Here is a 20,235-nt window from a genome sequence, read left to right on the forward strand (position 1 = left end):
ACCATTTTGAGTAGCATTGATGAAGCCATTGCTAAGGGAAAACGACGCCGAAAAAGTGCAGCGATTTTTTCTCTTATTGGGCTGTCGATTATTATAGCTATCTATTTTAGTTGGCTATTTTTAACTAAAGGGTATGCCTTTGCTGTTTATCCTGAGGATGCGGCAAAAGCGCCTCAGTTTTCTGTGCTTAGCGGCAATGCTTTTTTTATTAGCGACAAACTTTACGTAATTGGAAACTCTGCAGATGTTTCGGTATCGGCACCTAAGTTTATGCCAACCGAACTTACTGTTAACAGTCAATCGCCCAGCACCATCGAGGTAGAGCTAGTGCCGCTACCTGCCACATTAACTATTTCCACTGAGCCCGAGTTATCAGATATCAGTTGGTATATTAACGGCGAAAAAATAGCGGTCGCGAGTATCTTAAAAACCGAATTATCGGAAGGGCAATACAATATATCTGCGGTTCATCCTTTCTTCAGTAAAGCTCTACTGAGCGTCACTGCAGACAAAGCTGAGGTTATTGAAAAGGAATTAACGCTAGAGCCGGTTGAAGGTAGCATGATCATAAACTCGGTTCCTAGTGGCGCAGCGGTCTCAATAAACGGTGAGACAGTGGGCAATACCCCTTTAACAATCGCTAAGTCTGGCGGCCGCTACGACGTGTCCTTATCAAAGGATGGATTTGAGCCGTTGCACGATACTATTGAGGTTAGCAACCAACGTCTATCACCCCGTCGAGATTACAATCTTCAACTATTGCAGGCACAGCTAGCCATTGACGTAGCGCCGTCTGGAGGCATTATTAGCATCAATGGCAAGCCAGCAAAGTCGAATGCTAGCGTAAACGCTGACGTTACCCACTTAATAACGTATGAAAAGCCTGGCTTTGTGCCACAACGTGAGCGTGTAACGCTCACCCCTGGGGAACAAAGAAACATTCGCTTTGAGTTAGCACGAGAAATGGGCGACGTCAGTCTCACCTCATCGCTTACCTCTCAGGTAGTTATTGATGGCGTAAAAAAAGGTGAAACCCCCTTGCGACTTCAGCTTCAAACCCTTCCAGCGCGGGTATCTTTTCAGCGAAGTGGCTACAGAACGGTAGAAAAAAGCATAACGCCTACTCATAACAAGCTCACCACCGTAAACGCAGAAATGCTGACAGAGTTTGATGCCAGACGCCGCGACGGCACGCCTTTATTTGTATCTTCATTAGGCATTCAGCTGGCGCTGGTGTCACCTAAGGAGTTTACAATGGGCTCGCCACCTAATGAACAAAACCGAAAGCGAAATGAGCATCAGCTTAACGTGGATTTCTCACGACAAGTTTGGGTATCGCGGCACGAAATTACTCAAGGGCAATACGCTGCTTTTAGCGGTCAAAATAAAGGCCAAGGACAGGCAAAAAACAGCAAGCAGCCTGTGGCTAATATTTCATGGGAAAATGCGGCAGCCTTTACTAATTGGCTAAGCGAAAAAGAGGGGCTTGCACCTTTTTATGTGATGCAGGGCAAGCGCGTTGTGGGCATTAACGCTAACGCGAAAGGCTACCGACTACCCACAGAAGCCGAGTGGGAGTTTATCGCCAAACTGAATCGAAGGGCCTCCCCCACTACCTTTGTATGGGGAAATCAGCAACGAATACGAGACAAACAAGGCAACTTTGCCGATGCCTCGTTAAAGGGCAAGCAAACCTTTATTTTAAAAGATTATGACGATGGGTTTGCCAATGCAGCGCCAGTGGGTTCGTTTGATGCTGAGCGCGGTGGCTTTTTTGATTTAGACGGCAATGTTCGTGAGTGGGTGCATGATGTGTATTCTGTAACACCCCCTCAAACTAGTGGCACGGCAGTGGATTACTTGGGCCCAACGAATGGCAGTAAGCACGTTGTCAAAGGAGCCTCGTTCAAAATAGGCAGACTAAAAAACATAAGAGCCAGTGTGAGAAGTGGCGAAACTAGCCCACAAGATGACATTGGTTTTCGCATAGCAAGGTATGAAAACTAATATGAAGAAAAAATTTATCATTGCGGCCATTCTTTTGATCGTTGCCGGAACAGCAAGCGCATACTTAGTGTCGTTAGACGCTCCCCAAGACTTTCCAACAAACATTTAGCGCCAAGGATTTACTATGAATAAAAATAATGCGTTATCAATGAATCCAAGCTTTCTCTTTAGCGGCGGCGTTTTCCTGCTTATTTTCGCTATTGTTCACTTTTTATTTGCCGGGGTTATTAGGCCGGCAGCGGAAAAGGTCATTGCAAGCACAGGCACAGCCTCGCTTTCATCTATCTGGGTTATTTTGAAAGATATTGAGCAGCAGGTGTGTATTTCCTTAATGCTATTTTGTATTTTTTTGATGGTATACAAACTTTGGAAGTTGCTTGATGAAGAAGAAATTTATTCTCGCGATCTGCTGCCAGAACACAATAAAGATACACCGTTAGCTATTGATGAGGCAATTAACGAACTATCTTCTTCCTCCTATAGTGACACTCCCGCTTATAGCACTTGGATAAACTGCATTCGACGTTATAAAAACACAAATAATGTTCAGCATGCTGCCGATGCTATTCATTCATCCATTGATAACATTGCTGCACAACTAGAAAGTGGTAATAACGTTATTCGATACATCATTTGGGCGATTCCCTCTATTGGCTTTGTGGGTACTGTGCGCGGTATAGGCGCAGCCCTTGCTCAAGCTGATGCAGCGCTTGAGGGCGATATTGCTGGAATGACCGCCTCGCTTGGCGTGGCATTTAACTCTACCCTCGTTGCCCTGTTTATCTCCCTTATCTTAATGCTGTTAATGCATCTGCTTAACGGTCGCCAAGATACTATGGTGATCCGCACACAGGCATCATGTGAACGTCACTTGCTCTCACATTTACATAACTAATAGAGCAACGTAAGCATGCCAAAAACCCGTAAACCCGTAGACGGATTTAATCTTGCCTTTCTCGATGTCATGGCATGCGGGTTAGGCGCCGTCATCCTTATATTCATTTTGGTCGATTTTAACGCGTTCACTCCCACTCCTACTGATGAAAAAGAAAAGCTGGAACAAGAATTAGCGGCAGCACAAACCGAGCAGCAGCATCTTAAAAAATCAATAGATGAAGTGAACGATAAAATAGCCCTTGAATCGGCCAAGCAGGACGATGTTGAACAAGCCCAAAAAGATAGCACGCAAGATCAGTCCAAGCTGTTACAAGATATGTCTACCGAAATGGCTGTAGTGGCCGATCTTGAAAATCAGCTGGCTGCGCTATCTAAAGAAGTGGAAAAATCGGCCAATATTCAAATGCAGGGCACCGGCGAACAGAACTATATAACGGGTCTTAGGATAGAAGGTTCAGATATAGGTATATTAGTTGATAAAAGCGCGTCAATGATGGGAGATAACCTGCTTGATGTGTTGAGCAAACTGGCGTTAAGCGATGGCCAAAAAGTGTCTACGCCCAAATGGGTGCGTACAAAACGAGTGGCACAGTGGATGCTTGCAAGAGTACCTCAAACATCAAGGCTTTCTGTTGTAACCTTTTCTGATACAGCTGAAACACTGGGGATCAGGAAAATCATTAGTGCAAAAGTCAGTGGCTCTATGAATGCAATTGTTAAAGATTTAGGTGCAGTGGTACCAAGTGGAGGAACAAATCTCCAAGAAGGGCTTAAAGTATTGTTTGACGCTAATTCAAACATAACCGATGTTTACATTGTGACAGACGGACTACCAACACTAGGTGATGGTTTACCACTGAGCTGCAGAAACTTTATTAGTAGTAAAAAATCCATCTCGTCTGACTGTAGAAAAGCACTGTTTGTAGAAACCGTAAAGCGCGCGAAGAAAGGGGTACATTACAACGTTATTCTATTGCCCATTGAGGGCGACCCTTTTGCCACACCTATGTATTGGGAATGGACCCGAGTGACAAGCGGCACATTTCTTTCACCAGCACCGGAGTGGCCGTAATGCGGAAAATTCAGCGAGCTCCCGTAGAAGTCTTCAACATTGCGTTTTTAGATATTATCTCCTGTGCCTTCGGCGCGGTTATTATGCTGGTATTACTTGCAAAAAATGGCACTGAAGATACCGAGCGAGGTCCTAGTAACGTAAGTATTCTCATTGACCAGGTTTTGCAAGCACAGGTAAGTGTGGAAACGCTGAAAGGTGCACTTTCAGATAAACAACAAGAACTTAAATCGGCTCAAAGCAAAACGGCCTCGGTAACCGATAAGCAAAAAAACTTAAACTCCTCCATACCTCGTGCCCAGCAAACAATCACGCAGTTACAAGACAAGGCATCATCACTGAGAGCTGAAATTCGCCAAGCCACCGCCATGTTAAATACGCCTAATTCAACAGATACTCCCGATGATGATGTAGGCGGTATACCCACAGACGCAGAATATGTCATTTTTGCTATCGATAACTCAGGCTCCATGTCTAATGGAAGTAGCTGGAATAGAGTGATCACCATTGTTAACGATATTCTGCAAAACCACCCAAAAATGAAAGGCTTTCAAATTATGTCGGCCGACGGTGGCTTTATGTTTTCAAGTAAGGCTGGGCAATGGCTGGACGACAGACCAACGCTCAGAAAAACAGCCATGAACCAAATGCAAAGCTTTAAAGGTGGTGCGAGCCAACCTGAAGCTGGTATTTTAAAAGCAATAAAGCTCTACAAAAACACAAAAGGGAAAGTGAGTCTTTATGTATTTGGTGATGACTATCAGCTAAGCAATTTTGACCGAACGGTAACCCAAATAACGCAGGCAAATGCTGGTGCGGATGGTAAGCCAATCATACGTATCCATGGGGTAGGTTTTAGCCGCGGTAGTGGCAACGCCCAGCGCTTTGGCGCTTTTATGCAAGCCGTTGCTAAGCGAAACCGCGGTGCGTTTGTAGGCCAGTATTTTTAAGAGCGTCACTACTGAAGCTTGTTTTACTTTGTTACATTTTTTATTGCCTAATTACGAAGCGAAGTGTGCTTACAATGTTGTAATGTGTTCCCTTAGACCGTAAGGTTTAGTGGGTCATGTCTTTAGACACGAAAAGGAGTTTTCATGTCACATCAAGCGTTTGTTCTTACGCGAAATAATCACGAAATAGCTAGCGAAAGAGATGAGGCTTATGAACGGTTTCTTTGTATCTTACCGTCGTGTGGTTTTGCCGTCACCACTGGTGCTATTCAGCCTCCACGAAGTATCTTAAACAATACCTACACTTTTTTTATTGATGCAAACTATTGCAGTACAACAACGTTACTTAATTTGCCAGTTGTGAACGATTTTCCCGACCTAAATAAGGTCGTCTTCAACGTGTATGCAGCAGACGTTGATTTCCACTACGCAGCATTACAACATGGCATAAATGGTGTTTTTCACATTGAAGATAGTTTGGAACTGCTTGTACGGGGAGTGCAGCAAGTGCAAGCGGGAAATAAATGGTTTAGCCGTGAGGTAATGAGTCGTTACATTGACGCTAATTTACTAGCAAAAACAAAGCCGCTAGCAAGGTTACAGCCACCGAACAAATTGCTGACAAAACGTGAGTTAGCTATTACCCGCAAAGTGGCTGATGGTGCTCAAAATAAAGAAATTGCAGACTGCCTTCACATTAGCGTCAATACCGTTAAGACCCACGTATACAGCATTTTTAGAAAGACTGAATGTAGAAATCGTGTGGAACTTATAAAATGGTATGCGCAGCAATTTAGTCAACTGCAACAAGTCAGCAATTAGCTATTAGTAAGAAAATTTATTTGATGGCCGGCGCCTAAGTTTTAGAGCGCCAAACACCTTTATCCATGCCTCGTAGGACCAATTCAGTCACTGCCTTCTCAATGCCTTGTTTCACACACTCAAACATAGGTTCATTCGTGGTGTAACCGGTTTCAGCCTCTAGCAATCGTTTTAATGACACATACCTAAATAGCCCAGCCCTGACTTCTTGGCTAAGCACTTTTTTCGACGTTGAGACAGAGATTAAAACCTGCCCGGTTCTGACATCAACTGCCCGCATATAAATAGAAATAAGGTCTTCTCTGAATAGCTCACTTGCTCCAACACCAAAGTACTCAACACCAGCCCCCCCGGTACGAATATTGGTGTCGTAACTGATGACGCCTCCTTCAATAATTATTCTTGCTGTTGTCAAAGGGGGGAGATCACCGTCATTATTCTCGTCTGCACGAATAATCTTACGTTCTGTAAGAATGTTCTGTAGCCCTTCACGCTCTACTGGTAAGAACCAAGAAGTCTCGCTCAGTGTTTGCACAAGAATTGACGTAGCGCCTTGCGTAACAGCGGTAGAGAATGAACTCGCACCGCTGCTTGGCTTATACTGGCCGGTTTGGTCTCTAAACGCATAAACAGATACTGGAATTTGTCCCATGGGAGGAGGTAAAGATTTCACTTCCGATAGTGTTTTGCTTTCTTTGATAATATCTGCCGCGGAAGCATTTGGCGGCAATGTGTTAGTGATTGATTCGCAGCCACAAAGGACAAACGCCAATACTAAAAATACGGTACTTCTCATGTGTTTCCCTACCCAAACCGTGGAATTTCTACAACCGTAACTTCACCTGTAAGCAAGTTAGTAATATTAACTACAATGCTATCAGGGTTACTTGTGATCAGCTCTACCTGAAAATCACCACTTACAAAAATACTGTCTTGATTGAATATGCTGTCTATGGGGTTACCATCTGCGTCATATTCCTGCTCGCCAAAGGCAATATCGGTTATCTCACGTACAATACGATTGATATAGGCACGTTCAAGCGACTCCTGTAAGCGTTCGTCATAAGACCGTTCATTTAAAGACGCACTGTGTGCATTTTGTGAATTGGCTTTGCTGAGTAAAAACGACCCGTTTAATGGGTTGCCACCAAACGATGGGTTGATAGGCTCATAGACCAATTCTGTTGCTAGGGCAGTAAACTGAAATACCGCTCCCAAGGTTATCAATGCTGTGATTAATGTCCCTTTTTTCATTACCATTCATCCCCTGCTAAATCTGGGCTTCTACTATCAATACTCGCGTTCGCTACAGCATCTAACACTAAAACAATGGCTTGCTGCACTTTCTCGTCCATAGGCACCTGACGACGCCCCATATAAGTTTGGTAAACCACTTTGTTGTCGTATATTACCGAAAGCAGTGTTCCTGCTTGGGGAACGATAATCTCTTTTACGACTAAGTTTTTACCTGAACTGTCGGGAACTTCTCGCCAGTATTGGCTGATTCTAGAGGCAAACTCGTGACCTTGACGACTGATACTGTTGTCTAGCAGCAGCCCGCCCAGCCGGATTTCTGCTCCGTGACTCGTCAGAGAAAAGACACTAATGAATAGTGTAAGACATGTGAAACGATACAAATACTTCATTGCATTGAATAAGGCCGAGCTTTCGCTCGGCCTGTCGCACTTACATTTGAACAACAGTAGCGACGTTGTAATCGCCTACTTGCGTAACGCTTACCGTTCCGCCGTTGCCCGTTATACTGCCTGTTACTAAGTTATCATTCCCCATTTGAGTTACCTCAAATGTGTTTGCGTCACCTGTAATAGCAAACTGACCGCCACTCTCATCAGTAACCCAGTTGCCAACGCCTTCTTGCATCACGCTAATCATATTGTCATTACCGTTTACAAGTAGGTCGAGAAGGTTGAGTTCACCGGACTGCGATACCGTTATCTCATTAAAACTCGAGCTTGCATTACTCGCCAGCTCTACTGACGCTACGTTTTCAATGCCTTCTTGCGACATTTCGATAATATTGTCATCTGCGAAAAATGTTGATTCACCAATACCGGCCTGCGCCAGCGCTAGGTTAGCATCGCCGTCTTGATCAATTTCTACTGTATTGAAAAAGCCCTCGAAGTTGACCGCGCTAATTTCATTCGCATCACCGACTTGTGTTAAATCAAACTCATTGAATAAACCAATCACACCGGCATATGCTATGTTGCTATTACCCACTTGATTAATTTCAAATGTGTTAGCAATACCACCAATAGTTTCTACCGTAGCTAGGTTAATATCACCAATTTGGTCGATGTTAACTTCATTGTCTGAGCCATCAAATGCGCCAGTGGCAATTTCATTGCCGTTACCGTCTTGTTCAAATTCAAGAACGTTTGCATCGCCGACCATGCTCCAACCAATCACGTTCTCGTCGCCGTCCTGGTCTATTTCAATGTCATTATCTGAACCAATAACGGTTAAATCTGAAGTGTTGTAGAAACCATCTTGAACAACGTCGATTTCGTTGGCATCACCACTTAACTCTCGAACGTAAGATTCGTGCCAATCGCCACTCTGATCTACAAACACTGCATTGTCGTTTCCAAAAATAGCATTATCTGCAAAGTTGCCACCGTCGCCTTGATAGATTGAGAGGGTATTACCACTCCCCGATATGCTGTTTATTGAACGACTAAAAATAAAGCCAAACGGACCGCCATCACCCAATTGCACGAGGGATGCTACGTTATCATCCCCTTCTATTAAAAACTCTGCAGTGCTGTCTAAACTGTCTTGTTCAGACTCAAGGAAGTTGCCGTTACCAGTGATGCTTGCGAAAAGCGTATTTCCCGACTGCATTTGCGATGCGAGTACTTCGTTGGCATCGCCCGTTACGTCAACAACGATGGCGTTAAGATCGCCCTCTTGACTTAAGATCGATTCGTTGCCTACTTCATTTCCCTGTGGCGCGGTTTGAGTTAGCGTAATTGCATTGCCTTCTGCTGCTGCAACAAAGTCTGCATTAGCCTTGAAGTCTACCGCTTTTGAATCCGGAACTTCCTGAGCTGAAGCCCATCCGCTCGCTGCAACTAAAAGTAAAGCACTCGCTATTTTTGTTCTTTTCATTTTCACGTTTGTCTCCCCATGGTAATCACATCATTCTATGTATTGGGTGATGTTAACTACCATTTCATTCCCTATTTGATAAACAGTGAAAGACTGTTCACCTAACTGATTTACATTGGCAACATTGTCAAATCCATCTTGAATAATTTCGAAATAATTATTGTTGTTTTGCTGCAATAAATTGACAACATTTCCCTCACCTAATTGGGTGATGATTGCCTCATTATTGCTGCCGTTTTGAACAACATTAGATAGGTTTGCGCCGTTGCCGCTCTGGATGATGTTAGTTATGTTATTTAGCCCAAACTGACTGACAGCGATGAAGACCGTTTCATCATCTATCGTAATAGCTTGAGCATTCAGACTTATTGAAAGAGAAGATTCCACCATGTCGGAACTTGTTGATAAGTCGGACTGTTGTGCATGAGCAGGAAGATGCAAAGTTAGAAGGCTACACCCTGTGATAACTGCCAATGAAGCGGCTTTGAATGCCTCCACACTTTTAGCAACTTGGCCCTTTTTAACCTTTAACTTCTTGTCCATGAGAACGACTGCTTCCTTGATTAACAACAAAGGTGACTTCTCTATAACACTCTTTAAGGCTTTGATAATCTATAACCAATAAGTTGTATTTATTACAGATTGAAAACAGGCAAAAAACGTTTAATCAACGACTTAGAGGTTAAACCTAGTACCATAGTGCTAGTTTATCTTGATTAAAACAGCAGTCATAAATATTGGTAAGACCACTAGCTTTTTATGTGATTGGGTACGGTAAACGATTTCCCCATTTTCTTTTAACAAACGATAAGAAAGAATGTCTATCACTTAGTAATTAAGTACTAGTTTTTTACTTTACTCGCGTTTTTCCCTAGTGGTTAAGTCGTATTTTCATATAATTTTTACGATAAAGGTGGCAGCTTTTTAAATTTGCGCTATATCTTTTAACCGTTAGTTATACCAGACCGAACGAGAAGATTTCGTGATTACAGTATTAAGCTAATTATGGAATCTAGTTATGAAAAAAACGCCTTTAAAAACAGGCCTCTCAGCATTGTCATTAGCCCTACTTCCGCTAATGGCGTCTAGTCATGCACATGCCTCAAAAGCCGAAATTTTCGATGACAGTGTTATCGTGGTTTATAAAGAAAATGTAAGCAAAGCCCAGAAAATGCGTGCCCGTTCATCGGTGGGTGCCCGCATTAGTGATGCAAATAGAGATGAAATTGACGATCGGTTTTCAAACCTATTAAGTGGCCGCATTGCAAAATTGGAGCTACGCGGAAAGTCTGTAAAAGACGCCATTGAAATTTTGAAGAAAAATCCATCGATTAAAATTGCAGAGCCAAACTACTTATATCGAAAAGCGCTTCTTCCCAACGACCCGTCTTATGGAGACCTATGGGGTCTGAATAATACTGGACAAGCCGGTGGTACCTTTGATGTTGATATCGATGCACCTGAAGCATGGGATATCACAACGGGCGACAGTAGCGTTGTGATAGGCGTAATAGATACAGGTCTTGACTACAACCATGAAGATCTTGCTGACAATGCGTGGATGAACCCTGGAGAAATCCCCGACAACGGTATTGACGACGATGGCAATGGGTATATCGACGATGTGTACGGTATTGACTCGGTAAATGGTGATACCGACCCAATGGATGATGACTCCCATGGTACTCACGTTGCCGGTACCATAGGTGCAGTTGGTGGCAATGGCGTTGGTGTTGTGGGTGTTAACCACGACGTTTCAATTGCCGCATGTAAATTTTTAGGCGCAGATGGCTCTGGCTCGACAGCGGGCGCGATTGAATGTATTGACTACTTTACCGACCTAAAAGAAAACCGCGGTATTAATGTTAAAGCGACCAACAACAGTTGGGGTGGCGGTGGCTACAGTGAAGCATTAGAGACGGCAATTGAAGTGGCAGGCCAAGCGGGAATTCTTTTTGTTGCTGCAGCCGGTAACTCTGGTTCGAACAACGATAATGTAGATAACTACCCATCTAACTACGTTACTACCACTAATAGCTTGATGGCTGTTGCAAGTATTACTCGCACCGACGGAGATAGTGGTTATTCATATGGTATTGAAACGGTAGACATTGCCGCACCGGGTTCATCAATACTATCGACCATACCGGGTAATGGTTATGCGGCCTATTCTGGCACATCCATGGCGACACCTCATGTTGCAGGTGCAGCTGCCTTAGTTTGGTCTTTGAACCCAGAACTGACTCCCTCAGAAATGAAAGAGTTGCTAATGGCAACGGGTGAGACAAGCTTGTGGGCAGATGGCCGCACGGTTTCAGGCAACCGTTTAAATGTGTTAAACGCCCTTGAAGAGGCCGACCCTACACCAGGCTTTAAGCTTGGCATTACGCCTGGCTCAGCTGAAATGGAAGCAGGTGAAAGCTATACCTTCTCTGTGGAAGTTGGCTCTATCGCAGGCTATGATGAGGAAGTACAGCTATCATTAGCCGAGGCTAGCGATATTGCCTCTCTTAGCGCAAACACTGCCATGCCTGGCGATACAGTCTCACTTGTGGTTAACACTTCTGAAGACACTGCATGGGGTCAATACAGCTTTACCGTTAATGGCGTAAGTGGCGATATCGAAAAGTCGAAGTCGGCAAACTTATATGTTTATCCGCAAGGCCTAAACGATTTCCCTTACGAGTATTTAGAAGAGCCAGTTCCAACGTTGCCTAACGAGGAAGATCCAGAAGACGTTGGTGTTGACCTTGTTATCAACATTCCAGATGAATTAACCATATTTGGCATGCAGGCCTCGGTGGATATTACGCACACCTACAGTGGCGACTTGGTATTATCTCTTACCTCACCACAAGGCACCACGACCGTACTGCGCCAAAACCAAGGTGGTGGTACAGACGATATTGTTGAGACCTATAGCTCTGATGCATTCAATGGCGAAGTAGCAACAGGTGACTGGACGCTGAATGTGCTTGATACCTTTAATGGTGACAACGGTACAGTCAATACGTGGAGCTTAGTGGTTAGCGGTATAGGCGAAGTTGGTCCAACACCACCTAACTCGGCATTCACCTTCGATGCGTCTGGTTTATCTGTAAGCTTCACCAACAATAGTAGTGACGTGAACGATGATATTGTTAGCTACAGCTGGGACTTTGGTGATGGCGCTACATCAACAGAAGAAAACCCTAACCACGTGTATGCTGGTACAGGTGCTTATGATGTAACGCTAACGGTAACTGACTCAGAAGGTCAAACTGACGTAGCGACAGAAACCGTAGCAGTTTCCAATAGCACTATTGTTGCAGAAGTGGATCGTGCAATGCTATCCCGCTTCGGTTCGCTTCGCGTTGACCTATCTTATAGCGGCTCAACAGCAGACACCGTTATGGTATATCGCAACGGTGAATTACTTGAAGAAGTAAGCAACACGGGTCGTTATCGCGATAGAAGTAGAGGTATGCAGCCTGGTAATTACACTTACATGGTATGTGACGAAACATCGGCCTGCTCTGCTCCTGTGACAGTAAGCCTATAAGCTAACAAGACATTGCTGCTAAGCAGTAATGGTTAGTTAAGTAATAGCCGACCTAAGGAAGGGTCGGCTTTTTTTACTTTAAGCCTTCCTCATCCACGTTAAAGAAAATTGCTTATGCCAAGCTAATGCCTTACTTTTAAACCACTCGTTTGCCATTTATAGGTAATGTATGCGCGGCCTTAAATACTCCTTACTATTGGTTTTTTTGTTATTCACTTTGCCATCAATCGCTGATAGTTCTCGAATGAAGACTCTCAGTGAAATCAAAAATTACACTCAAGAAAACCAACAACAAATATTGCAAGATTTTACGTCTCTTTTAACCCTTCCCAATGTGAGTGCTAACACACAGGACATGCTGGTTAACGCCAAGTGGATAACCAACTATATTGCGCAAAGAGGGTTTACCTCTGAAGTCGTATCGGCTGGTCGTGCACCTTATATTTTGGCAGAAAAAAGCGTGCCGGGAGCGACCAAGACTATCCTCATTTACGCCCATTTTGATGGACAGCCAGTGGAACCTGCGAACTGGGCCACACCGCCTTTTATACCTACGTTGATTGATAAGCCCATTGAACGTGGTGGTAAACCCGTTGATTGGGACGGCAAATCGCCACTAAACCCAGAATGGCGACTGGCGGCTCGCTCAGCTGGCGATGACAAAGCCCCAGTTATTGCGCTAATGGCAGCACTAGACGCTATGGAAGCCCACAACGTAGCGCCTAGCGTAAATATAAAACTTATTTTAGACGGTGAAGAAGAAGTGGGCAGTCCAACATTAGAGACTATTTTACAAGAACATGGCGACAAGATGACTGCCGACCTCATGCTATTTTGCGACGGTCCAATGCACCCAAGCAGAAATAAGCAGTTAGTATTTGGTATGCGCGGCAGCATGACCGTAGATATCACCACTTATGGTGCATTAAGCCCACTGCATAGCGGCCATTACGGTAATTTCTCTCCAAACCCTACCGATGGATTAATGCGCCTGCTCACCTCAATGACCGACGAACAGGGCACTATTTTAATCGATGGCTATAACGATGAAGTGCGTCCTATCAGTGAAGTGGAGCGACAGGCAATCGCCAACATTCCTGCAGTGGATGAGCAGCTTAAATACGACTTAGCCATTGCTGAAAGCTTGGGTAAAACAGTACGAGTAGAGGAAGGCGTGCTTAATCCAGCCATTATCGTTAAAGGACTGCAAGCCGGTGGCGTAGGTAATCAGGCGCGCAATATAATACAGTCAGAAGCCACGGCATCTATTAACATGCGATTAGCTGCAGACCAAACGCCAGCATTCTTGCGCAAGAAAATGGAAGCACACATCAAAAATCAGGGTTACACCATTGTGCATGAACCGCCTAGCGTTACATTACGCCGGGAAAACAATAAGGTGGTGATGTTAGATTGGCGCGCTGGTGCCTACCCTGCCTTTCGCTCAAAAATAGATAGTCCACAAGCAAAAAAATTAGCAGCTATCATGAATAGTATGGACGAACAGCCAACAATCCTAACGCCAACTCTCGGCGGCAGTTTACCCATATATTTATTTGAGCAGGCGCTTGATATGCCCATTATTATTCTGCCCATCGCTAACCATGATAATAACCAGCATGGTCGCAATGAAAACCTTCGGTTGCAGAATTTGTGGGATGCGGTAGCGATGTATGCCGCCATTTTATCGGAATATGATCGCTAAGCGGGTTTGATCTGGGCAGTATTCGCTGTGCAAGTAAATACTAAAACGTGAGTAAGGGTGAAGAGAATCGCGTTTGTTAAACGCGACTCTCTCATCTAATGAGTAAGCGGGCTTTAAGCATGCCTTAATAGTGCTTTAAAGCATGCCACAACCGCACGTTTTCTATAAGGACTGTAGTTATCTATTACGTCCATACTGCTCGTGAGAAGACACCCAGTCAGACGAGCTTATGGCTGAGGCCAACGATATCTCTCCAGCCAGTACTACCGATGCAATGATTTCAGCGAATTTATACACGCGGTCGCGGCCATAGCAATCAAGCAGCTCTAAACACTCTCTTTGGGTACCAATACCGGTACCGCCCCCATAGGTAGCCACGATTAACGACGGTATGGTAATAGAGACATACAAGTCTCCTTCCTCGGTTAATTCTGAGTACATAATTGCCGCTGATGACTCGGACACGTTTGCCACGTCTTGCCCCGTGGCGATGAACATTGCAGTGATACCGTTTGGTGAATGCAGGCCAGTATTGTTTACGCCAGATAAGAATGAGCCTACACCCGCCACTCGTCCATGATAATCAATTTGTTTAGGGTCAACCCGCATCACCTCTAGCAAATGCTCACGCTTAATGGTGGCCTCTGCAGTTACGCGCTTACCGCGGGTACGCATAATATTAATTTGTGACGCTTTTTTATCGGTAGCGAAATTCGATTCCAAATAGAAATTCTCAATACCTTCATAGTGGTCCAGTATCCACCCGCAGGCAGCAAATGTGGCTCTACCCACCATGTTTTGGCCGGCTGCATCGCCCGTACGGTAGTTAAAGCGAAGGAAGGCAAATTTATTAGACAGAAAGTGGTCGATATAAGTCAGCTGAGCAATACTGGACGTGGCCTCAGCTTCTTCACGTATTTTTTCAATATTTTCCTGTACCCATTTCACAAAGTCTCTTGCACCTCGGGCATTTTCAAATATAAACACAGGCGCCCGCTGCATGGCATCGTCAACAACGGTAGCAGTTACGCCGCCGCTCATGTTTAACAACTTCATACCTCGATTATACGATGCCACCAAGGTACCTTCTGTGGTTGCTAAAGGCACAACAAACTCACCTTTTGCGTGCTCGCCATTTATTTTTACAGGGCCTGCAATACCAATTGGCACCTGAGCTACGCCAATAAAGTGTTCGATGTTGCCTTTCAAATCATTGGGGTCGATAGAATACTTCCCTACATGATTGACCTTATTACCGGTGGCGCTTTCAAAGTATTGCTGACGAGTTTTAATAATAGACTCGCCATAATCGTCTAAATCATCTCGCGGTATATGTGCGCTGCGTTGCCCAGCTAACGTAATATTGTCCTCTACCTCAAACTTCAACTTTCCAAACGGAGATGCAGAAAAGCAGATCCCAAGCTTTCGCTTTTCCGGGCACGCGTCTTTTTCGATATCTAAATGTAGCGTGATGGTTTGTCTAAGCGCGAAGGGCCTACCGTCAGATTGATTAAGTTCAGCTGCAGGTAAAAACGTATCGTGAGTAAGTTGAAGTGAAATTTTATCTTCTGGAATTTTCTCTCCATCCAAAGAAACCCAATGCAGCTTTTCAATGGTTGCGTCTTTTAATCTGTTTTTAAGCGAGAACGATAACCCCGTGCTTGTTTTTGAGAGGCTGGCGCGTGTGTAGAGTTGTTTTAATAATATGCTGGGCACAAACATGAGACTTCCTTATTAGCGTATACGTTTTCTATTTCTTATTTATTTCATTGGCATTTGTTTTCTATTTTTTCTTTTTCATCTTATTAGGACACTTTCTAAGCCAATGCTTAGGTTACTGCAGATCCCTGATGTTTTTATAGCACATTCTTTATACAGATCTATGACTACTTGTTATTTAATGTAGGTCAATCTTTGCTGCTTTTTACAAATTTTCTTATCTATTTTTGCGCCACGCTTTTCAAAAATGAGCCAAACACCCATTTTTATTGACCTTCATAGCCCTGGGCTTTCGCTAAATTACACACCACTAATCAATCACCTAAAGTTTATGTGTCGTCGCAACAACGATGACTAGAAGGTATCTGGCAGCAATAAGGGAGGCGTCATGGAATGGGATGCCAGGGATAAACCGTCTGCAAGGAAGAGACAGCCAGATACCTTTTTTACCAAGGCATATTCGGTTAGCTAATCACACGGAATAGGCCCTGTTTGATACACCTCAGCGTAGGGAAAAAGGAGCAGTAATGAGAAAGGGATTATTCCGAAAGGAAGCAATTGCTCATCAATCGACGGCCATTACCGGTCGTTTATTGATGACACCAAAACCAGCTTTCATGGTTATTGCCGCAGTATTAGTCATTTGGTTAATGGTGGTTATTGTTTTTCTGATGCAAAGCAGCTACGCCAGAAAGGCCTCTGTTCAGGGGTGGTTAGAGCCCCATGGTGGTGTATACAAACTCTACGCCGACCCACGCGGAGGACAGGTAGCAGATATCTTCGTTAAAGAAGGTCAGTATGTTAAGCGCGGTGCACCGCTTTTAAGGGTGAGTTACAGCAATAAAAATGCGTTCGGGGCTCCGGTAAGCGAAAGGCTTCTAAGGGAATTAGAAGAAAAGCAAAAAAGAACACAAGAAATTATCGAGCGCTTACACACCCTTCATAGCAATGCCTTGCATAAGCTCGATGTGTCGATTACCCATGCAAAAAATGAGCGAGTAGAACTTCAAGACATCACGAGAATAACACGCTCACAGTACGACGTTACGCTGACTCACTTTGAGAACACTCAATCCCTTTATCACGATGGGCACGTTAGTCACATTGCTTATCAAGAACAAAATTTAAGAAAGCTCGCCAGCGAAGAGCAGCTAAAGCGTGCCCTTCAAAACCAAAATACTGCGAACAATAAGATTTCATCGCTGACTCAGGAGCGAGCATCTCTGCCCATGCAGCAGAAAAATGAACTAGCGAATTATCAAAATGCGCTCAGCGATTTGAATCAACAGATAGTGGCTCATCACAACACTAATGAAGAAACTATTTATGCGCCTCAAGGAGGGATTGTATCGGGCCTGCATATCAAATCCGGCTACGATATAAAAAGTCATAATCTATTGCTCACTTTAGTGCCTAAATCTTCTTCCATGCAGGCCCATATGTTAATTCCCGTTCACTCAGCTGGATTTATCGACGAAGGACAAGCACTCAACATTCGTTACGATGCGTTTCCCTATCAAAAGTTTGGTATGCAGTCGGGTCATATTCTTCGCATCTCGAAAACCTTAATCTTACCTGGCGAATTAAACGACGCCCCGGTCATTGCAAACGAGCCTGCTTATTTGGTGACTGCCGAGCTTATTAACGAAACGCTTGTGGCCTATGGTGAACATATTCAATTAAAAGCAGGAATGACATTTTCTGCCGATATTGAGCTAAGTCAGCGCACGCTCATAGAGTGGTTGTTAGAGCCGCTTTATAGCCTTTCAGGGAGGCTATGAGCATGTTCACGCAAGCAAGGACACCACTCAATATCTCGTTTTTCCAAAAAACCAGAGTACCGCTTATTTTGCAAAGTGAAGCGGCAGAATGTGGGTTGGCCTGCATGAATATGATTGCACAGTTTTACGGTGACAAACGAGACCTCAACCATCTTCGTCAATCCATGTCAGTATCGATGCGCGGGTGCACACTACTTGATGTAATGAGTATTGGTCAACATGTTGGCCTGCAGTGCCGTGCGCTAAAAATCGAAATAGACCATTTGCGCCAGTTAACTTGCCCCGCCATTTTGCACTGGGAGATGAAACATTTCGTTGTGTTAACCCACGTTGATAATAACAGAGTCACTATCAACGACCCCGCACAGGGAAAGCGTACTTTGACGCTCAGCGAGGCCTCTAAGTCAATAACGGGCATAGCCCTTGAAGTCTCTCCTACTGACAGCTTTGCGCCAGTGAGTACCGCGCCTACGCTCACACTCAAAGACTTTTTCGTCAACGCTATTGGTTTCAAGCGCAATCTCGTTACGCTTATTGCGCTGTCCATTTTACTGCAGCTTTTTGTACTGGCCAGCCCGTACTATATGCAAACCGTAGTAGACGATGTGCTGGTTTACAGTAATGATGCGCTTCTCAATGCGCTAGCCCTTGGCTTTGCCTTGTTGCTACTTATTGAGATATTCACTTATGTATTGCGCAAACTACTCGTATTATCTGTGTCTATGCGCTTGCAGCTACAGCTTTCCGCATCCGTTTTTAAGCACCTTCTTTCACTACCTTTAGACTATTTTGCCAAACGCCATGTGGGAGATGTTGTCTCTCGATTCAGCTCACTAGGACAGATAAGAGAGTTTCTAACTACTGGGGTTGTTACCGCTCTGCTCGATGGTTTATTAGCCGTTATCACACTGGTGGTCATGGCGGTGTATTCCATACAGCTTACCGCGTTAGTTGTTGGAGTAATGGCGCTGTATGTGGCCTGTCGCCTCGCCGTGCTTTCGTTTATGAAACGGTTAACAACAGAAAGAATTGGCTTAGCGGCAACGGAGCAAAGTCACTTCATTGAAAGTATGCGCGGTATTTTACCCATTCGGGTATATAACCAAGAAGTGCAGCGCCACAGTCATTGGCAAAACAAGCTTGTTGCCACGTTAAATAAAGATATTAGTCTGGGCAAGCTGAACATTGGCAATGACGCAGTGAACAAAACCATGTTTGGCCTTGAGAATCTTGCGGTTATTTATGCCGGCGCTCTGCTTGTGATTGACAGCACCATGAGCATTGGAATGCTATTGGCTTTTATTGCCTACAAAGTTCGCTTTACCAGCGCCGTAGATGGCGCCATCAATAGCATTATTGAATTTAAGATGCTGAGCGTTCACTTTACTCGCTTGGGCGATATTGTGCTAACTAAACCCGCCACTCACTCCCTTGGGGCTTCGGCAGAGCTTTATCCTCAGAGCCACCAACCTCAAAAACGTGAAGCACTCGATAACTCCAAAGCCAGTGGTATTAAAGCCAGCTGTATAGAAACAGCGCAAGCTGAAACATCGAGAAGCGCGAGCATTACTTTAGACAGTCCGACTAGCACAAAGAGTCGCAGCACGGCGCTACTGACGAAAAACCTGAGTTTTCAGTACAGCGAAGCAAGTGAGCCTGTTTTCAAACACATTAATTTAGCGGTGCACCGCGGCGACATTATTGCCATTACCGGAGACAGTGGCAGCGGAAAAAGCACGCTTATCAAATGCCTTATGGGGCTATACGCACCCTCTGGAGGTAGTGTTAGCCACCAGCATCACAATACGCAGCATGAAAGGTGCAAGATAGCCTCTGTGTTACAAGAGGACACCCTTTTAAATGGCAGCATTGCCGATAACATCAGCTGCTTTTCAGAAACGCCCTGTTTAGAGCAGATTATTCATGCCGCTCAGCTAGCCTGTATTCACGATGAAATAGCGTCGATGCCTATGCAATATCACTCATTGGTGGGAGATATGGGGAGTAGTTTAAGCGGCGGACAAAAACAGCGCCTATTGCTAGCTCGAGCCCTTTACCAATGCCCAGACATTTTATTTTTAGATGAAGCAAGTAGCCATCTCGATATGGCAAACGAGGAAAGCATTAATCGCCATCTTAGCGCGCTGAATATCACTCGTATTATGGTTGCACATCGCCCTCAATCGATCGCCATTGCAGATACCGTTTACCGATTAACACATACCAGTTTACAGCTTTTACCACCCTCAACTGAAGAAACAAAGCCTATAGAAAATCCCATGGAGAACACCGATGAAAATACATGAAGTAAGAGAAAGCAACGTCCTAATGACCGAATCTGAGCGAATGCAGGTTGAGGCCCAGGGCATTACGTCAAGCGGCACACTTATCCCTATAAAATGTTTGTCAAAACGAGAGCTTCAGGTTGTTCACAAAATAATGGGGGGATGCTCGAACAAGCTGATTGCAGATCAGCTGTTTATCAGTGAGCGAACGGTGAAATTTCACTGCGCCAATATTTATAAAAAGCTCAATATCACCAGTCGGACTGCACTTATCGCTGGCTGCTTCAGAACCCTTTACCGCGAAGTTGTCTCGCACTAGCGCGA

At 44.5% G+C, this 20,235-nt stretch carries 16 protein-coding genes; 10 read left to right on the top strand and 6 right to left on the bottom strand.

The window, feature by feature from the left end; genetic code table 11:
• Window positions 1-6 precede the first annotated feature (6 nt).
• The 5 genes from JV36_RS0115150 (at window position 7) to JV36_RS0115170 (ending at window position 5,748) form a co-directional block, all read left to right on the top strand.
• Window positions 7-2,007, top strand: a complete 2,001-nt coding sequence (locus tag JV36_RS0115150; protein WP_032094927.1) for a PEGA domain-containing protein — start codon at window positions 7-9, stop codon at window positions 2,005-2,007.
• 124 nt (window positions 2,008-2,131) lie between these two features.
• Window positions 2,132-2,902: a MotA/TolQ/ExbB proton channel family protein gene (locus JV36_RS0115155; RefSeq protein ID WP_032094928.1), complete on the top strand. Its 771-nt coding sequence runs from the start codon at window positions 2,132-2,134 to the stop codon at window positions 2,900-2,902.
• A gap of 15 nt (window positions 2,903-2,917) precedes the next feature.
• Complete coding sequence (locus JV36_RS0115160) at window positions 2,918-3,976, top strand: VWA domain-containing protein (RefSeq protein WP_032094929.1); 1,059 nt, start codon at window positions 2,918-2,920, stop codon at window positions 3,974-3,976.
• Window positions 3,976-4,926 carry a VWA domain-containing protein gene (locus JV36_RS0115165; RefSeq protein WP_032094930.1) on the top strand — a complete coding sequence of 317 codons (951 nt, stop codon included), beginning with the start codon at window positions 3,976-3,978 and terminating at the stop codon, window positions 4,924-4,926. The genes JV36_RS0115160 and JV36_RS0115165 overlap by 1 nt, the downstream gene beginning before the upstream one ends.
• A gap of 144 nt (window positions 4,927-5,070) precedes the next feature.
• Window positions 5,071-5,748 carry a response regulator transcription factor gene (locus JV36_RS0115170; protein WP_032094931.1) on the top strand — a complete coding sequence of 226 codons (678 nt, stop codon included), beginning with the start codon at window positions 5,071-5,073 and terminating at the stop codon, window positions 5,746-5,748.
• A 34-nt stretch (window positions 5,749-5,782) separates the two neighbouring features.
• Here the strand turns inward: JV36_RS0115170 and JV36_RS0115175 are convergent, their stop codons facing one another.
• From JV36_RS0115175 to JV36_RS0115195, 5 genes are read right to left on the bottom strand one after another with little or no spacing between them, the layout of a single operon-like run.
• Window positions 5,783-6,544 (bottom strand): CsgG/HfaB family protein, encoded by a 762-nt coding sequence (locus JV36_RS0115175; RefSeq protein ID WP_032094932.1) that lies wholly within the window; start codon window positions 6,542-6,544, stop codon window positions 5,783-5,785.
• A gap of 8 nt (window positions 6,545-6,552) precedes the next feature.
• On the bottom strand, window positions 6,553-7,008 hold the full coding sequence (locus tag JV36_RS0115180; RefSeq protein ID WP_032094933.1) for a curli assembly protein CsgF: 456 nt from the start codon (window positions 7,006-7,008) through the stop codon (window positions 6,553-6,555).
• Window positions 7,002-7,394 (bottom strand): CsgE family curli-type amyloid fiber assembly protein, encoded by a 393-nt coding sequence (locus tag JV36_RS0115185; protein WP_032094934.1) that lies wholly within the window; start codon window positions 7,392-7,394, stop codon window positions 7,002-7,004. The genes JV36_RS0115180 and JV36_RS0115185 overlap by 7 nt, the downstream gene beginning before the upstream one ends.
• 40 nt (window positions 7,395-7,434) lie before the next feature.
• A complete protein-coding gene (locus JV36_RS0115190) occupies window positions 7,435-8,880 on the bottom strand; it encodes a curlin (RefSeq protein ID WP_032094995.1) in 1,446 nt (481 codons plus the stop codon).
• A gap of 30 nt (window positions 8,881-8,910) precedes the next feature.
• Window positions 8,911-9,423, bottom strand: a complete 513-nt coding sequence (locus tag JV36_RS0115195; protein ID WP_032094935.1) for a minor curlin subunit CsgB — start codon at window positions 9,421-9,423, stop codon at window positions 8,911-8,913.
• 475 nt (window positions 9,424-9,898) lie between these two features.
• Between JV36_RS0115195 and JV36_RS0115200 the strand changes: the two genes are divergently transcribed.
• Together JV36_RS0115200 and JV36_RS0115205 are read left to right on the top strand one after the other, a co-directional pair.
• The gene (locus tag JV36_RS0115200) at window positions 9,899-12,421 is read left to right on the top strand and encodes a S8 family serine peptidase (RefSeq protein ID WP_032094936.1); all 2,523 of its coding nucleotides are present in this window, start codon (window positions 9,899-9,901) and stop codon (window positions 12,419-12,421) included.
• A 244-nt stretch (window positions 12,422-12,665) separates the two neighbouring features.
• Window positions 12,666-14,126, top strand: coding sequence for a M20/M25/M40 family metallo-hydrolase (locus JV36_RS0115205; protein WP_200883165.1), 1,461 nt, complete (start codon window positions 12,666-12,668; stop codon window positions 14,124-14,126).
• Between the two features lie 177 nt (window positions 14,127-14,303).
• Here the strand turns inward: JV36_RS0115205 and JV36_RS0115210 are convergent, their stop codons facing one another.
• On the bottom strand, window positions 14,304-15,848 hold the full coding sequence (locus JV36_RS0115210) for a hydroxymethylglutaryl-CoA reductase (RefSeq protein WP_032094938.1): 1,545 nt from the start codon (window positions 15,846-15,848) through the stop codon (window positions 14,304-14,306).
• A 524-nt stretch (window positions 15,849-16,372) separates the two neighbouring features.
• On the opposite strand from JV36_RS0115210, the gene JV36_RS0115215 reads away from it, so the two are divergent.
• Genes JV36_RS0115215 through JV36_RS0115225 form a run of 3 tightly spaced genes read left to right on the top strand, consistent with a single transcriptional unit; the run spans window position 16,373 to window position 20,230 of the window.
• The gene (locus tag JV36_RS0115215; protein ID WP_032094939.1) at window positions 16,373-17,626 is read left to right on the top strand and encodes an HlyD family secretion protein; all 1,254 of its coding nucleotides are present in this window, start codon (window positions 16,373-16,375) and stop codon (window positions 17,624-17,626) included.
• Window positions 17,623-19,932, top strand: coding sequence for a peptidase domain-containing ABC transporter (locus JV36_RS0115220; RefSeq protein WP_052010060.1), 2,310 nt, complete (start codon window positions 17,623-17,625; stop codon window positions 19,930-19,932). The genes JV36_RS0115215 and JV36_RS0115220 overlap by 4 nt, the downstream gene beginning before the upstream one ends.
• Window positions 19,919-20,230: a helix-turn-helix domain-containing protein gene (locus tag JV36_RS0115225; protein WP_032094940.1), complete on the top strand. Its 312-nt coding sequence runs from the start codon at window positions 19,919-19,921 to the stop codon at window positions 20,228-20,230. Before JV36_RS0115220 ends, JV36_RS0115225 begins: the two co-directional genes overlap by 14 nt.
• Window positions 20,231-20,235: the final 5 nt, after the last annotated feature.

The sequence above is a fragment of the Alteromonas sp. LOR genome, from assembly GCF_000753865.1.
In the GTDB taxonomy this organism is placed as follows: Bacteria; Pseudomonadota; Gammaproteobacteria; order Enterobacterales; family Alteromonadaceae; genus Alteromonas.